This window comes from Nostoc sp. NMS9 (assembly GCF_017114995.1).
GTDB lineage: Bacteria > Cyanobacteriota > Cyanobacteriia > Cyanobacteriales > Nostocaceae > Nostoc.
Map to the genome: position 1 here is coordinate 1 of NZ_JABXKL010000085.1, position 14,977 is coordinate 14,977.

General features: G+C 38.0%; 16 protein-coding genes, 1 tRNA gene and 1 CRISPR repeat array. Of the genes, 12 read left to right on the top strand and 5 right to left on the bottom strand.

Annotated elements, in window-relative coordinates:
• Positions 1–78 precede the first annotated feature (78 nt).
• Positions 79–270: a hypothetical protein gene (locus HWQ40_RS27310; protein WP_292784335.1), complete on the top strand. Its 192-nt coding sequence runs from the start codon at positions 79–81 to the stop codon at positions 268–270.
• A complete protein-coding gene (locus HWQ40_RS27315) occupies positions 270–986 on the top strand; it encodes a chromosome partitioning protein ParB (RefSeq protein WP_292784337.1) in 717 nt (238 codons plus the stop codon). The genes HWQ40_RS27310 and HWQ40_RS27315 overlap by 1 nt, the downstream gene beginning before the upstream one ends.
• Positions 987–1,202: 216 nt before the next feature.
• Here HWQ40_RS27315 and HWQ40_RS27320 read toward each other — a convergent pair whose 3' ends face one another.
• A complete protein-coding gene (locus HWQ40_RS27320) occupies positions 1,203–2,150 on the bottom strand; it encodes a glycosyltransferase (protein ID WP_292784340.1) in 948 nt (315 codons plus the stop codon).
• A gap of 65 nt (positions 2,151–2,215) precedes the next feature.
• Positions 2,216–3,244 carry an Npun_R2821/Npun_R2822 family protein gene (locus HWQ40_RS27325; protein ID WP_292784344.1) on the bottom strand — a complete coding sequence of 343 codons (1,029 nt, stop codon included), beginning with the start codon at positions 3,242–3,244 and terminating at the stop codon, positions 2,216–2,218.
• 748 nt (positions 3,245–3,992) lie between these two features.
• On the opposite strand from HWQ40_RS27325, the gene HWQ40_RS27330 reads away from it, so the two are divergent.
• Both HWQ40_RS27330 and HWQ40_RS27335 read left to right on the top strand, forming a co-directional pair.
• A complete protein-coding gene (locus tag HWQ40_RS27330; RefSeq protein ID WP_292784347.1) occupies positions 3,993–4,613 on the top strand; it encodes a hypothetical protein in 621 nt (206 codons plus the stop codon).
• Between the two features lie 224 nt (positions 4,614–4,837).
• Positions 4,838–4,911: transfer RNA gene (locus tag HWQ40_RS27335), tRNA-Val, on the top strand.
• Between the two features lie 161 nt (positions 4,912–5,072).
• On the opposite strand, the gene HWQ40_RS27340 is transcribed toward HWQ40_RS27335, so the two are convergent.
• On the bottom strand, positions 5,073–6,449 hold the full coding sequence (locus tag HWQ40_RS27340) for a TniQ family protein (protein WP_292784350.1): 1,377 nt from the start codon (positions 6,447–6,449) through the stop codon (positions 5,073–5,075).
• 154 nt (positions 6,450–6,603) lie between these two features.
• Between HWQ40_RS27340 and cas6 the strand changes: the two genes are divergently transcribed.
• Genes cas6 through cas5 form a run of 5 tightly spaced genes read left to right on the top strand, consistent with a single transcriptional unit; the run spans position 6,604 to position 10,427 of the window.
• Complete coding sequence (gene cas6 / locus HWQ40_RS27345; RefSeq protein ID WP_292784353.1) at positions 6,604–7,266, top strand: type I-MYXAN CRISPR-associated protein Cas6/Cmx6; 663 nt, start codon at positions 6,604–6,606, stop codon at positions 7,264–7,266.
• A complete protein-coding gene (cas8a1, locus tag HWQ40_RS27350) occupies positions 7,266–8,846 on the top strand; it encodes a type I-MYXAN CRISPR-associated Cas8a1/Cmx1 (RefSeq protein ID WP_292784356.1) in 1,581 nt (526 codons plus the stop codon). The genes cas6 and cas8a1 overlap by 1 nt, the downstream gene beginning before the upstream one ends.
• A complete protein-coding gene (locus HWQ40_RS27355) occupies positions 8,824–9,447 on the top strand; it encodes a hypothetical protein (protein ID WP_292784359.1) in 624 nt (207 codons plus the stop codon). The genes cas8a1 and HWQ40_RS27355 overlap by 23 nt, the downstream gene beginning before the upstream one ends.
• Positions 9,448–9,792: a hypothetical protein gene (locus HWQ40_RS27360; protein ID WP_292784362.1), complete on the top strand. Its 345-nt coding sequence runs from the start codon at positions 9,448–9,450 to the stop codon at positions 9,790–9,792. It abuts the gene before it with no gap.
• A complete protein-coding gene (gene cas5 / locus HWQ40_RS27365) occupies positions 9,789–10,427 on the top strand; it encodes a type I-MYXAN CRISPR-associated protein Cas5/Cmx5/DevS (protein ID WP_292784364.1) in 639 nt (212 codons plus the stop codon). Before HWQ40_RS27360 ends, cas5 begins: the two co-directional genes overlap by 4 nt.
• A gap of 248 nt (positions 10,428–10,675) precedes the next feature.
• Positions 10,676–10,926: direct repeats of the CRISPR family, unit length 36 nt; unit sequence GTGATTCGTGGCTTTATGCCGTTAGGCGTTGCTCAA.
• Between the two features lie 354 nt (positions 10,927–11,280).
• Here the strand turns inward: cas5 and HWQ40_RS27370 are convergent.
• A complete protein-coding gene (locus HWQ40_RS27370; protein ID WP_366934031.1) occupies positions 11,281–11,586 on the bottom strand; it encodes a hypothetical protein in 306 nt (101 codons plus the stop codon).
• Here HWQ40_RS27370 and HWQ40_RS27375 point away from each other — a divergent pair.
• Positions 11,585–11,710: a hypothetical protein gene (locus tag HWQ40_RS27375; protein ID WP_292784367.1), complete on the top strand. Its 126-nt coding sequence runs from the start codon at positions 11,585–11,587 to the stop codon at positions 11,708–11,710. The genes HWQ40_RS27370 and HWQ40_RS27375 overlap by 2 nt on opposite strands.
• A 4-nt stretch (positions 11,711–11,714) precedes the next feature.
• On the opposite strand, the gene HWQ40_RS27380 is transcribed toward HWQ40_RS27375, so the two are convergent.
• Complete coding sequence (locus tag HWQ40_RS27380) at positions 11,715–12,008, bottom strand: helix-turn-helix transcriptional regulator (RefSeq protein WP_292784370.1); 294 nt, start codon at positions 12,006–12,008, stop codon at positions 11,715–11,717.
• Positions 12,009–12,408: 400 nt separating this feature from the next.
• Between HWQ40_RS27380 and HWQ40_RS27385 the strand changes: the two genes are divergently transcribed.
• Positions 12,409–14,031, top strand: coding sequence for a type I restriction-modification system subunit M (locus tag HWQ40_RS27385; protein WP_292784373.1), 1,623 nt, complete (start codon positions 12,409–12,411; stop codon positions 14,029–14,031).
• Positions 14,028–14,942: a restriction endonuclease subunit S gene (locus HWQ40_RS27390; RefSeq protein ID WP_292784376.1), complete on the top strand. Its 915-nt coding sequence runs from the start codon at positions 14,028–14,030 to the stop codon at positions 14,940–14,942. The genes HWQ40_RS27385 and HWQ40_RS27390 overlap by 4 nt, the downstream gene beginning before the upstream one ends.
• The last annotated feature ends 35 nt before the right edge of the window (positions 14,943–14,977 follow it).

Sequence of the window (14,977 nt, forward strand, 5' to 3'; positions counted from 1 at the left end):
GTTGGAAATTTTTTAATCTACTAATCTACCACAAAACTTTTTTGCAAGAGGTCTATTGATCGTTATAATATGCCACTCATGGATAGTATTATCTCAGAAAGAACAGCTTTATCTGCTTGCATTAATAAAACTATATTAGTGGGAAATATGGAAATACCTGATCCGAAATCTATTCTTGATTTTGCTCTGAATGAACCTTCTGCAAATCAAGCCGCCGCTGAGTTTGAATTTCTAGCTATAGAAGTTTTAAGTAAAATGGGGATGCAATAATGGTTAAATTTTTTATGGTAGATGTTGAAAGTGTAACTTCTAATGTTCCTCGTTCAAACTTTCAAGAGGCTGATTTAGAAATTCTTGCTGACCTGATACTAGAATCTGGAGGCATTTTAAAACCATTAGTCCTAAAAAAGACTGGCTTTGAACAATATGAGGTAGTTGATGGGCATTTCGAGTACTATTCTGCTGTAAGAGCTAGAGAAAAAAATCCTATTGAAGGTGATATGGTTAGCGCATTAATTATATCTTCTGAAAACGAGGATTTAGCATTAAAGCAAATTACATCTCTCAAAGGAATTGATTCTTCTAGTAAAATAGTAACACTACACCCTGAAACAACAAAGTTAGAACCACGTTTGGCAAATTTAGAATTACGTCTTGAGAAGCAATTTAATGAGTTTAAGTCAGAATTTTTACAAGAAAAACAGAGAATAGATAGTCAGTTCAAGCAACTTGAAAATCTTATTCCCCAAAAGAGCGAACAGAGTAATCCACTTAGTTTATTGAACTCTTTGGATAAAGACGAGTTATCTATAAAGTTACAACGCTCTAGGATTCCTGGGTCTGAAAAACTTGCAAAGGGTATATTTGATGCTCGAAGTAAGAAACCGAAGCAAAAGTTTGAAGATTACCGCGATGTAGTAAAATCTGTTAAAAACTTGGGTGATAAAACAATTTTGACGATTATTGATGAGTGGTCAAAAAGTTAGTAGCTATTTAAATAAGTTATTTGCGGTGTAAAAACTTGCATAGCTCTTCTCTGCGTCTTTGTGTGAGCCATGAGCCACCAAGATAATTGTAGGTTGGGTTGAACGAAGTGAAACCCTACAATTAACGCTTAATGTTGGGTTTCGTTCCTGAACCCAACCTACACAGCTTTTTTAGATGACGTGAGAAGTCAATTGCACAATATAATATGTCAATCTCTAACCCTGCATCTGTCGCAGTGCATTAAACGCCTTACCTCGCCAGCCAACTGGTAACAACGATAAACCTAAACCTGTCCAAGCTTTAGCAGTCGAAAAAGACTGTCCCGCTAAAACTAGCTCTCTGCCTTTTTGCGTTTCACCCTTTTCAATTAAACGCAAACCTAATAATAATTGCGTTTCAGTTAAACGATTTTTCCTGACTTTCTCTAATTTATCAGACTCAAACTTATAACTTTCTAAATACTGAATTTTATCAAATAAATAAGGAATAGCTCGATTAATACCTTGCTGCTCTGCATGGTAGCGATATTCCATCAATAATTCTGGTAAGTAATAGCCCTTTTTGCCAGCTAAAGCCAGACGCACAAATAAATCATTATCCTCACAATTTTGCAGATTTGGCTGCATATATCCTAATTCTTGCAATGTTTTACGGCGAAATAATGTCGACCCAACTTGAAAGCTTTGCTGAATAAATACAACTTCCAACAAATTATTTACCACACCTGCTGGTAAATTCTTCCTACCCCAGCGATGAGAATTTTCTTGAGTTTTTGCCTCATCCCGCTCATTGTTAATATCAATTATCCAATGGTCTGTACCAACAAAATCAATGCTAGAGTCTTCAGCAAGAATAGCTGCTGTACTTGCGAGAAAATCGGGTGTTAGTCGGTCGTCATCATCAAATTTAATAAAATATTCACCACTAGCAGCATCAAAGCCAGAGCGCATATTATTACTTTTACCAATATTTTGCTGATGACGGATATATTTAATCCGATCATCTGTGTATTGTGACATCAATTCGGGTGTGCGATCGCTAGAACCGTCATCACAAATAATTAGCTCAAAGTCTTGCTCAGACTGATTGAGTACACTGTCAATTGCGAAAGGCAGTAAATTAACTCGATTAAACGTGGGAATGGAAACACTAACTTTAGGCATTTTTGCAAGATGAGAGTGGACATTGCTCACTAACTAAACGCTTAATGAGCAAGGCTGGGCAAAAGCTAAGTGTAGGAAATAGTTTGGTTAATTTTATTCAAAAGTTTTTTGATAAATCGATTGCTTCTAGCCGCTATGGTAGGTGGCTTTAATCGCTTCGGTTTTTGCTCTGGTTGCTTCAGAAAGCGATAGTGCAAAAATTCATTTTTGTAACGGATATCAACATCTTCACCTTTACACAAGCGGGTAAATCCAATAGCAGAATAGCCCATATAGTGAAGGCGATGAATTGGTTTTAATCCCTGTTGGTTGTAAAGAACATTATCAATGTTGACAAATGGATTTGCATTAGCACAGTTGCCAGTTCTATCTTCACCATTGGGACTGAGTGTAAAGTTAAATAGTGGTCGAGCAATTCTAAAAGTCATGTAACTAAATAAATCTGCGTCACACCACCAAGCGATTTCGTTAATCAATTCGACTTCCTTATCTTCTATCAATCGCTTTTTGAGTATTTTTAATTCTTCAACGCCTAAAATACCCTTTTTTGAACCAAAAAAACTAGAACAGTGTATTTCTCGTCTGATTTCAGATTCAGGCAAAGACATTTTTTGTTCTAACTTCGGCAAGTCGAAAGCTGCAACTGAAGTTTGTTTTGTGTGTTCCCAGTCATCAAACACAAAGTCGTATTGGTCTAGTTTTTCTAAAACCTTATCCAGCTTATTCATTGCCAAACTATCAGCATCATAAAATACAAATCTTTCAAACTCACCATCAAAAGCACACATTTTTCGGATTAAATTATTTTTTTTATTCCATTCGATAGAAGGTTTATTTTTTCGGCTATTTCTTGGATAAGCGTTCCAAACTTGAACGGCAAAATCCTCCCATTTTTTGATCGAGCTTTTATCGTCAAACAGGGTGACATTTGGTCGAGAATGTATCTCCTGCTTAACTCGTTTTAAGCGGTCATCATAGGGAATAATACAAATCGGAATATCTGGACTAACATTTACCTCAATGCTATTTAGCAAAGCTACTAGTTGGTCAAATACCACGTCATTAGCAAGTGTGTAAATCCCAAAATTATCCATTGTAATAAATTATTTTGATCTTTGATTTACTGAGTAAAGGCAATTCTCTGTGAAGCTGCACATCATTTCCACCCCTCTCAACCTTCCCGAACTCGCGGGAAGTGCCGCAGGTGGTGGGGTTATTTCTACACATCTTTATACAGAATTGGTCTAACGCGAATAATACGATCGCTATTTTTTGACCTATTATTCTCAAATTTTTGAGTCATTGCTTATACAAAAAGGTACTTATTTGCAGTTGCAGATGTGACTTTAATAATTGACATTTCCCATTCCCTATTCCCCATTGTCTCTAGAGCAAGCTTTAGAGAGTTGTCTATGATAGTTTGCTAACTAGTCTCAAGTACAGTAACTCAATCAAACTACCGTACTTTATTGAACACTATCGTTGATATAGCCGAAGGAGTGCAGAGTTAAGAGTACTTAAGTACTCTACCAAATATATGACAAGTGGAAAAGTTAATCTTGCTGATTGAGAAGTAGATACCTGACATAAACCTGAATTTTTCATTCATCCAGAGCATTTCCGATCAACCAAGCGCCTGCTGCGAGCGCTGTCAACAAAATTGCCAACTTAGGGATGGAAGCAGTAAACTTAGTTTCCTGAACTTGGTAGCGAGAATAGCACCCTACAATGAATCCCCAGATGATATACGAAACCGGAAGCAAGCAAAAGATGTGCCTTATTGCAGATGAACGTTACAATCTATCAGAAAAGCAAAGAAATAGTTAAATCCAGAGTGGCTTCATGACGGCTAATTTAACATCTACAGCAACATTTGACTTTGTGACTGTGCTATCCCAAGCTGCGGTTACGTATCGACAACCACAACGCATACGCCCTAGTGCTGAAATATTAGTAAAGGCGTTGCTACAAGCAGAAAAAACTGCCAAGCAGCAACGGTTGACTTATCCGTTTGAGTTTCTTCTCGGTAAATGGCAACTTTGCTTTGTCACTGGCACTAAGAAAAACAGAGGTAGCGGGGGAATTGTATTAGGCAACGGTTTCTATGTACCTAAGTTTATGGCAATCCATGTTTCCTTTAATACCACTTTGGAACAGAATTCAGACAGAGGCGAAATTACTAATCAGGTTGAATTTAACCCAGTTTCACTGAAGCTCACGGGTCCAGTGCAATATTTCGGTAAGAAAAATTTATTGGCGTTTGACTTTAAGCAGATGATTATCAGTTTATTTGGTCGTGTTATTTACAACAGAGCAATCCGTGCTGGTAAAGTTCAAACAGAAGATTTCTACAACCAACCTATAGCTAAACTACCCTTCTTTGGCTTCTTTTTAGTGACAGAAGATTTCATTGCAGCTCGCGGTCGTGGGGGCGGATTGGCATTTTGGATTCGAGAAACTTAAAGACGCTTGCAGGAAATCAGGCAGTCTTGCTGGAGGCAAAAGGAAAGAGGATTTGACTTATTTGTTTGATTTGTAGCAAGTGGTGCAACCTTTTTTACAAATCAAACAAATACTTCAGATCATCTGCGCTTGATTACTTAGGGAGTGATAGAGTTCGCCTGATTTGGTCTTTTATCTTGCTTTATCAAATAAGTATATGCTACTATTAATAATTGTGTGGTTAAGGACGTATAGCTCAGTTGGTTAGAGCGCTACGTTGACATCGTAGAGGTCACTGGTTCGAATCCAGTTACGTCCATTTGTTGTTGTACAGTGACTAATTATTTGTCTGTAATTTAAAGTTTGAATTTGCCGCAACGGCAAAGCTATGCTTGAAAACTGTAACGGCAAAATCATGCCTGAAAAATTTTGAAAAAAAATCAATGTGAATTATCAACCATCTCCATTGGTACTGAAAGTTCACAAGCTACTTAAAATAGATTGAACTGTTTTCTTATAGAATAGTCGAACCTTCTTATAACGAAAATAGCCGGGGTTACTAATCAGTTCACACACGCGGGACTCGGTTGGATATTCTCCCGATTGATGGAGTGAGACAATTGCTTCTCTAATTTCTTGACAACACTGCTCAATAGCAGCTAAATGACACATACCCATATAATTGCGACGTTTAACGACAATTTGGTGGGATAATAAAGGAAAATGTCTTGAAATAACTCGTCTATTAATTTTTAATTGTTTGGCTATCTCTGCAATTGTTGGTAATGGATCTCTTGCTTGAAATAAAATGTTGGTCAGGGTATTTTCAATATGATCCAAGTCCAGTGTTTTGGGAGATGAACGTATGTTCTTAGAATATTTCGTGTCAAGCTTGAGATTTTGACAATGGGTAGTTGATAGATTGAAATCTTGTGTCAAGAACTGAGATAAAGAAACTTGAAGATTATAACAAATTTGCAGTAAAGCAGATAAAGAGGGACAAGTTTTACCTGAATACCAACCCCAGAAAGTATTTTTAGGGATTTTGTGCATTGCAGCAAAAGCAGCTATATTATCTTCACTAACTTTATGCACTACATGGGTGAAGGATTTTGGTATAAGCTCTTGAGTAAGTACAGAAGATAACTGATTTGCATTGGTAAGAAATTCTCCCAGATTTTCTACTATCCATCTCTCCTGAGTAACTACTGAAGTTTTAGAATATCCTCCTAACCACTGAAAACATTGTGAACAATAGCCTAACGTGGATTTCCAGTTTAACCAAAGTAATTGACTATGACAATGAGGACAATTTTGCACAAGAGTATGTTGATGTATTAAACAAACCCTGACATCATTGAGTGACCATAGTAATGGATCATAAATAATTTGTTTATTTTGTTTCCTGTGTTGGTAACATATTGGGCACCAAGCTTTATGAGGACGTAATAAGCCTTTTATAACTAAAATGTTTGAAAAAGGTATCAATGTTAAAAAATCTAGCTGATTATGCAATGTTAATTGATTAATAACCTCAACAAAATCAGTAGCCATTATCCCATATCCATTTAAGGCATGAGAACGGTTAAAAAACGGTTTTAATCCTCTACCATTAGAGTTTTTGATAAAGGTTTGCTGTAAGAGAGGATTAACTATTCTTGATAGTAATGTATTGACAAAAACTCCATGAGAATGAGCTAACCGTGTCACATAACTGGTTAAACTCTCAACCATAGGAGTCCCTATACCAATCGGTTCCAAATGATGTAAACGACTTCGCTCAAGCACTGGAAATTTCTCTGGACTCCATAGCTCATCCTCAAAGTAGGGTTGAATTTGGATTATATCAATGTCCATGACGATGATTTCTTTGTTAAATAACCTAAATTTTTTAATAAAAATTATACTTTGATGACTTGAGCTTTCGGCTTAATTTACAATGTACTATTGTAGTTAAATTATTGGTAATTCTTTTAAACATTAGTATCAAATTTTATAAAAATTCTTATCCGTGATAGCCACAAGTATAAACAGCGAAGATTACCTAGACTTAACCTTTAAACTTAGAGGCGCACCGATTCCTCTTGACAACGGTTATCTTACCTACGCTGCCTTATCCCGTATTTGTCCCCCACTACACGAACTAAAGTCTGTTGGGATTCATCCGATTGCTGGAATACCGACCAGAAACAATTTACTTGAACTCACTGCTCAATCTCGTCTAAAAATTCGGATTTATCATCAACAAATTCCTTTAATTTATCCTTATTTAGCGGGTCAAGCCTTTCATATAGGTCAAAATTTTTATCAATTAGATATTCCCGACTACAAACCGTTAATTTCTTCAGAAAGTGTCTATTCCAGATTAGTGATAATTAAAGGGTTCCAAGACTCTACTAACTTTATTGAAGCTGTGCAACGGCAAATGGATAATTTAGGAATACAAGGAAAAATTGAACTTCTTACCCGACAAGATGGAACACCTCAACGAAGACAATTAACCATCAATAAAGAAGGGAAACAGTTTAAAGTTAGAGGATTTGGCGTAAAAATCAGTAAACTCAATCTTGAAGATTCCTTAACCTTGCAAGAACAGGGAATTGGCGGGAAACGAAAGATGATGTGTGGAATATTTGTCCCAGCGACTCGCAGCAAGTCAGAAGAGGAAACCTGATGATAGTCTCTACCCAACCCAAAATTTCCCTATCTCTCCATGCTGCGGATACGACAATAATGCACCGCGTCGGAATGACCGGACTTTACATGACTTTAAAGCGATTGGAAAAACAATATCCTTTATCTCGTCAACGGGGAGTACATATATCATGGTTTTTGACTGCTGATACTATTGAATTATTCTGGGAAGGAAGTGATTTCATCGCCTTATCTTGGTTAATTAATGAGTCTTTTCAATTAGATGATACAGGTTTAATTCATTTAGTAGGATTAGACAATGATCGAATAGATTTAAGGCAGAAAATCCATATTCATGAGGGAATATGCGCTGTTTTCCTGCGACTTAATAAGTTTTATCAAGCAGGAGAGATAATTAACACTGAACTAACGTTTGAAGAAAAACAAGTCGAGTATCAATATAAATCCCTAACTTGGTACGCACATCAAACCTTTGCAGAGAAGTTATGCGAGGCAGATACCCAACAACTCAGACATGATTACATTCAAATAACCAGTTGGTTGTATTTAGGGGGAATTGTTCGCCATGCTCGGACGCAGAATACTACAAAACTAGAAGAGAAACCTGAATACGCTTTAGCATTATTATTTGTACCAGTAGTTTGTCATTATTGCTTACTTCATATTCCATCAGAAGACTTAAAAGAAAGGAAACCCCATAGCTACTTGGTGGTGATTCCAGAAATCAAGGATTTTGAAGACGCTTCTCAAAGGAGATGGGGATTACAGCAATTAGAAACTAAACAGTTTCATGTTAGTAGCCTTGGAGAAGCAGGATTACTTTATTACAGCTCAGACGATATTCAGCCTGAAGTAGGCTACTATCAAGCTTGTCAAGTTTGGTTATATGAAAAAACAAATAAAGCTTCTCGTCAACGGACATTGATGAGTATAGAAGAAATTAAAATTGATAAGAATATTTTAATCACTTATCAACAGGTGCAAAAATACTTTAAAACTAATTATCAGATAATTAAATATAAGCAAATTTTTATTAAGGTCAATCTGATTCGCTCACTGATTGCTGATAATTTAGTGAAAGGAATTCATTGGTGGTCTAATTTTTGGGAAAAATTGGTGATAGAAGATTCAAAAGGATATTTATTTAACCAGTTATTTTCCAACCGAGAAGGATTCATCATAATGGCAGAGAATAGTGAAGAAGACAAGTGGTATCTTATTTTTATGAAGGTATTTCAGCAAGCTATGAAGGGCAACTTTGCTAAAATTTATGCCAAAGCAGAGTCAGGGAAAGATCCTCCAATTAAGAAGAAAGTTGAACGATTAAGGGCAGAGCTAAACTATTGTTATGATGAATTGTCATTTCAGGAATATTTGTCCGACTTTTTAGTAAGAGGGGGATTAAATAAGTATTTTAATGAGCATCAAGAAGAGATTGCACTACTAATTAAAAAAACACCTTGGCAAGAACTAAGAATTTGGTCATTGTTAGCGATCGCCAGTTATAAACCCAAAGATAAGCCCACTAATAGGGATGATAGTTCATTACTAAACAATCAAAAACTAGAAGATGTGAATGATGAGTCAGAAGAAGAATGACAATAATATTCCCAATTATTATCTTTACGGAACAGTCCTCACTCGTTATGGGTTAGCGTCCTTAAATCATGACATTAGACGAGGAAATAAGACTATCCTGCAAAAAGGCTATTGGAATGGTAAGATTCATTCTTTTGTAGGTTCAAGTGCAATTCGTTGGGCGTTACGTTTTTATCTTCAAAAGCAAGGTTATTTAGTTAATCGAGTTTGGGATGAAGACGAACATATTAATCGATTAACAAGTGAATATTTCGATCCAGAAGAATTTTATGATGATGATATTTTTGGGTTTGCTTTATTAGAGTCTGCTGAAACAGAAGAGGAGGCTTCAACAACAAAGAGAAAAAACAAACGAACAACAGTCAGCACTCCTAATCAGCGAATGGGTGCTTTAGGGATGAATATGGCTGTTTCGCTAACGCCTTATGATGGTGCAGTCAAGTTAGGGGCAAAAAGTGGCAGAGAGAAGGATAGCACATCGCTTCATTTTACAGAATATCATGCAACTCGATATCAATATTATTTTGGAATTAATGTCACTCATCTCAAAGATGTTTCGCGGATTTTACCTCTGATAGATGGGATTATGAATTTGCCCTAGGTGGGAGGAAGTAGTAATATTTTTAATTATCCTTTCTGTCCCGATAGTTTAGTATTTCACTGGACAAATCATTTTGCTTCATATATTTCCTATTGCTTTGAATATTGCGATCCAAAAAGTAAGGAAGCAAAACTTACAAAAGAGTTTATAGATGAAGTGGAATGCGGACAGATTGACCATAGTAAATTGTGGATTGGGGGAACAATTGTTAAGGAATTACAGCAATTAGATAATTTTGATAATTCTCTTTTTAAGAAGGCGCATATTTATCGTAATCGAAATGAACTGATTGAAGCTTTGAAAACAGTCATTAAAAGAGATTTGGGCTTAGAAGAATCAAAATGATTGCACCATTAATTCTCTATTTGGATGTTCCATTTGCGACTTTTCGGGAGTCACATGCAAGGGAAATGGGAAAAACCTATCCTGTCCCTCCTCCAGCGACAGTGTATGGGATGTTATTGTCTTTGGTAGGGGAAACGAATGTCTATCGCCACTGTGGGGTAGAATTGGCGATCGCGATGTTATCTAGCCCCAAAAAATCGCGAATTTTGCGTCAAATGAGACGGTTTAAGAATGCTAATTTTAGCCATCCAGAGAATGTTATTCCCTGTTATCAAGAAATTTTGTCTAATCTGAAGTGTTTAATTTGGGTTCGTTCTGACGAGGAGAAGATACAACCAAGTTTAAGGGAGAGGATACAGTTAGCGTTTGACCATCCTGAGCTAGTAAGACGGTTTGGTTGTTTATTTTTGGGAGAAAGTGACCAGTTGATTAAAACGATCAAACTTGTCTCGGAAGATTATCTAGAGGGGGTGAGACAGTGGGCGATTAGAGACAATCGAGGCAGGTTAACCTTACCCTATTGGGTTGACCATGTGGGGTCAAGAAATACCCGATTTTTGAGGTATCGGATTGAGAAAATGCCAAGCTCAACACCTCCTGATTTGGCGTGGACGATGATTCAATCTCCAATTTGACAAGTATCTCTTATGGGAAAGGGAATTTAGGGTAAAAGAATGGTGGGAAGGTTTACACGATAAGGGATATGGTAATTGAGATAATAAAAAAGGTACTTGCCATTTTTGGGAAAGTTTATCTGCACTGGGTTTGAGGGGCTGAAAGTGACAGAAACTTTGGTAAATTGTATGTTTTTGGTTTCTCGATCTGGAAAGTACTTGTAAGATTGTAAATGAACCTTCCTCAGTTAAGGGTTTTCAACTTTGCTGTGATTCGTGGCTTTATGCCGTTAGGCGTTGCTCAACTTTATGGAGTAGCAAAATTAACCGCAGATTCTATCGTGATTCGTGGCTTTATGCCGTTAGGCGTTGCTCAATCACACATTTCACACATTAAAGTTGGGCTAAAATCGGTGATTCGTGGCTTTATGCCGTTAGGCGTTGCTCAATGGCGATATACCCGGGAAGTCTTCCAAAACACCACGTGATTCTTGGCTTTATGCCGTTAGGCGTTGCCCAAATATCGAGGTCAAATTACTGACTACGATCGCAGAAGCGATTCGTAGCTTGATAAGGTTAGGTTATTCCTTCAGCAACTTCCGCTAACCTTTGATGGTACGGTTAAAGATGCAGAACCGGGGCGTAGTCTAACTCTTACTACGAGAACGAAAATTAGCTTTGTAAAGCAGAAGGTGAAATTCGACAATGAGCATAGAAGAGTTAGAGTCAGCTTGATTACCAAATATCAAAAGTGCGATCGCATAAATTTTTGCTGTAGTAAAACTTAAATTGTTTAACCCAATTATTCCTCTACATAAGAAAGAGACGTGAACTAAATCACGTCTCCAAGTGATGGGATAAAGTGCTTTGTGTGTTATGCTGCGTCGGCTACCAGTAAGCCATTAACAGCGATGATAATTATTTGCGCTGCTAAAGGGCTATCACAACATGGCCTATCATCCCTATTACAGGGTTGTGCTACCCATTTCCCCTCTAGATTTTGGTAGAAAGTGCCAAGTAGTTGAGAACCATTCCAGACTCGATACAGTTCACCCAAGTCATCTGCTACTGAGTCAATTTCAATTTCTGGTGCTACTGGATCGGCCAAATGGTCAATATATTCCTCAAACTCTGATTCAGCCAAGGCTGAGTTACTAAAGTCATCTTGTACAATCATCATGAGTGACCTCATTAACGGGGTTGAACAAAAGGCGATCGCATTTCTCTTGGCGGAGGGCGATCGCCTTTTTGAGTACATCAATATATTAGTTACTTTAGTAGCTAAAATCAATAAGTGTGTTTAAAACTTTAATTTGTCACTTCGACTGTGCTTAAAAAATTGTTTACCGATATTCCTAATGCAGTACAAATAGCCTCTAATACTTTTAGAGAAACACTTTCAGACTCACCATACTCTAATTTTTTCAAATTTTGGTGCGAACACTCGCCGCCTTTGGCAGCAATTTCATCAGCCAGTTTCTGGCGTGACTTTTTTCCACGTAACCTTTTTAAAACTGTTCCTCTATCTTTGTTCCAGGCAACAGATACAACGTCCTCAATATAAATATAAATTCTGCTTTCTTTCTCACCCTTGTTAGACATATAATAGCTACAGCAGTAAACAAAATATAAATTTTTGAGCTACTACAGTTTACAAACTATAACGATTTAGAGCGAAAGTGGGACTCCTTTAGAAAAACTAACGCTGAAGCACCAAAAGGCATTTATTTTTCATTATTATCAACAGAAGTCCAAACTTGCGGATTTTGCCTTGCTATGAATAAAAATGCGATCGCAATATTGAGATTTTGATTCCTGGTAAGCCATTAGCATCTTTAGCTGCGTTTTCTCGCGCGGGTCAATGACTATAAACTTGCTATGCTCATCTAGCACAATATTAGGACTTACACACTGTACAAACAAATCATCTTGTGTGTTACTCTATACGTTGCTCAGACACCACTTCTTGGCAGTGCTAGCGATCGCCCAGTACGAGAGATAAATGACGAACGGACTGAACGGACAAAACGGACACAAGAAAAAGCTAGAAACCCAGCTTTGGAATATTGCCGACTCGCTTCGGGGCAAGATGAATGCTGATGAGTTTCGGGATTATTGCTTAGGGTTTATTTTCTATAAGTACCTCTCTGAGCGGCAGCATCTTTATGCCAATAAATTGTTAGCGGAGGATGGCATTGATTTTCTGGAGATTGATGAAACTTCGGAGGAAGGGCAGGAATATTTAAAGGCGATTCAAGAGGATTCGATCGCCACCCTGGGATATTTTCTCAAGCCGTCAGAGTTGTTTAGCTCGTTAGCGGAACGGGCGTTAGGAGCGAAAAAAGCCCATGAGGAAAATCTAGCAGATGAGGATTTTGAATCATCTAACTTTATTTTGGATGACCTAACCCAAGTGCTGAACAGCATCGAGCGATCAACTATGGGGGAAGAAAGCGAAGAGGATTTTGATCACTTATTTGAGGATCTGGATCTGAATTCGACGAAGTTGGGGCGGACTCCGAAGGCGAAAAATGCTTTAATTGCCAAGATTTTAGTGCATCTAAATAAGATTAATTTTCGGCTAGAGGAAACCGAGAGCGATGTGCTGGGGGATGCCTATGAGTATTTAATTGGGCAGTTTGCCAGTGGTGCGGGGAAGAAGGCAGGGGAGTTTTACACGCCGCAGCAGGTGTCTAAGGTGTTGGCAAAGCTTGTGACAACAGGGAAGAGTCGGCTGAAGTCGGTGTATGACCCCACCTGTGGATCGGGTTCTTTGTTGCTGCGGGTGGCGCGGGAGGTAGAATCAGTCGGGGATTTTTACGGACAAGAGATGAACCGCACGACTTACAACCTAGCACGGATGAACATGATTTTGCATGGGGTGCATTATCGGAATTTTGATCTCAGGCAAGAGGATACGTTAGAGAACCCCCAGCATGAGGGAATGCGGTTTGAGGCGGTGGTGGCGAATCCGCCGTTTTCGGCGCAGTGGAGTGCGAATAAGCTGTTTGAGTCGGACGATCGCTTTAGTCAGTATGGGAAGTTAGCCCCGGCTTCTAAGGCTGATTTTGCATTTGTGCAGCACATGCTGCATCACCTCGATGAGAATGGCATTATGGCGGTGGTGTTGCCCCACGGGGTTTTGTTTCGAGGAGGTGCGGAAGGGCATATTCGCCAGTATCTAATCAAGGAGCGGAATTGGTTGGATGCGGTGATTGGGTTGCCTGCGAATATTTTTTATGGAACGAGTATCCCGACTTGTATTTTGGTGTTGAAAAAGTGCCGGGAATCTCCTGAAGATGTTTTGTTTATTGATGCCAGTGCCTATTTTGAGAAGGCGAAGAATCAGAACTATTTGCGAGATGAGGATGTTGAAAAAATTGTTTCCACTTATCGCCAAAGGATAGAGGAGGACAAGTATAGCTATCGCGCCCCATTAGCGGAGATTGCCGAGAATGATTTTAATTTAAATATTCCGCGTTATGTGGATACGTTTGAGGAGGAGGAGGAGATTGATCTGGCGGCTGTAGCGGCGGAGTTGAGGCAGTGTGATCGCGATATGGTGGCGATCGATGAGGCGATTAAGGGGTTTTGTGATGAGTTGGGGATTGATGCGCCGTTATGAGTAAGAAGTTAAATAAAAAAGTTCCTCAGTTGAGATTTCCTGAGTTTAAGGATAATTGGGAATCTAATTATCTTGATCAAATTGGCGACTTAAAAAATGGTTTTAACGCGGATAAACAAGCATTTGGATCTGGCGTAGAATTTGTCAATTTAATGGATATTTTTGGCAAAAGTGAGATCCAAAAGACATATCTTGAACGAGTAGAAATTCCAGAAAAACAATTAGAGCAATACAAAATTCAAAAAGGTGATGTCTTATTCGTCAGATCCTCAGTAAAAAGGGAAGGCGTTGGTCAATCATGCCTAGTAAATGACCATTTTGAAGATACTGTTTACAGTGGGTTTATCATTAGATTCCGAGAAAAATCTAATACTCTTTATCATCTGTATAAAAAATACTGTTTCGCTGAATCATCATTTAGAAAAGAAATCTTATCTTTTGCCACTTCTAGCGCTAATACGAATATAAATCAAGATTCATTATCTCAAATCTTATTATTTTATCCCTCGATCGCCGAACAAAAAAAGATTGCTAGTTTTTTGGGGGCTGTTGATCGCCGTCTAACGCAACTACGCCGCAAGCAGGAACTCTTGCAAACCTACAAACGCGGCGTAATACAAAAAATCTTCTCCCAAAAAATTCGATTTAAGTCTGCGATCGGCTCACCCTTCCCCGACTGGCAAAAGAAAAAGTTAGGAGAATTAGGTACTTTTCTCGGAGGAGGAACCCCTAGCACATCTCAAAAAAATTATTGGATTGGTGGAAAAATTCCTTGGATTTCAAGCTCTGATCTTGAAGAAGATTCAATATATAAAATTTCTATCACAAGATTTATTAATGAAACAGCTATTAAAGAATCTGCAACCAAAAGAACAAGCATTGTTAGACGAAGAGTAGGGCATTACGGATAAATCTATTTGTGTAAAATAAAGTGCAGCAGAGATTT

Bases quoted from the DNA above. Each gene is read 5' to 3' on its own strand.
- HWQ40_RS27330 (WP_292784347.1), top strand. From the start codon at position 3,993: ATGACGGCTAATTTAACATCTACAGCAACATTTGACTTTGTGACTGTG.
- HWQ40_RS27340 (WP_292784350.1), bottom strand. From the start codon at position 6,449: ATGGACATTGATATAATCCAAATTCAACCCTACTTTGAGGATGAGCTA.
- HWQ40_RS27355 (WP_292784359.1), top strand. From the start codon at position 8,824: ATGATGAGTCAGAAGAAGAATGACAATAATATTCCCAATTATTATCTT.
- HWQ40_RS27325 (WP_292784344.1), bottom strand. From the start codon at position 3,244: ATGGATAATTTTGGGATTTACACACTTGCTAATGACGTGGTATTTGAC.
- cas8a1 (WP_292784356.1), top strand. From the start codon at position 7,266: ATGATAGTCTCTACCCAACCCAAAATTTCCCTATCTCTCCATGCTGCG.
- HWQ40_RS27380 (WP_292784370.1), bottom strand. From the start codon at position 12,008: ATGTCTAACAAGGGTGAGAAAGAAAGCAGAATTTATATTTATATTGAG.
- HWQ40_RS27315 (WP_292784337.1), top strand. From the start codon at position 270: ATGGTTAAATTTTTTATGGTAGATGTTGAAAGTGTAACTTCTAATGTT.
- HWQ40_RS27385 (WP_292784373.1), top strand. From the start codon at position 12,409: ATGACGAACGGACTGAACGGACAAAACGGACACAAGAAAAAGCTAGAA.
- HWQ40_RS27375 (WP_292784367.1), top strand. From the start codon at position 11,585: ATGAGTGACCTCATTAACGGGGTTGAACAAAAGGCGATCGCATTTCTC.
- cas5 (WP_292784364.1), top strand. From the start codon at position 9,789: ATGATTGCACCATTAATTCTCTATTTGGATGTTCCATTTGCGACTTTT.
- HWQ40_RS27320 (WP_292784340.1), bottom strand. From the start codon at position 2,150: ATGCCTAAAGTTAGTGTTTCCATTCCCACGTTTAATCGAGTTAATTTA.
- HWQ40_RS27390 (WP_292784376.1), top strand. From the start codon at position 14,028: ATGAGTAAGAAGTTAAATAAAAAAGTTCCTCAGTTGAGATTTCCTGAG.
- HWQ40_RS27370 (WP_366934031.1), bottom strand. From the start codon at position 11,586: ATGATGATTGTACAAGATGACTTTAGTAACTCAGCCTTGGCTGAATCA.
- HWQ40_RS27310 (WP_292784335.1), top strand. From the start codon at position 79: ATGGATAGTATTATCTCAGAAAGAACAGCTTTATCTGCTTGCATTAAT.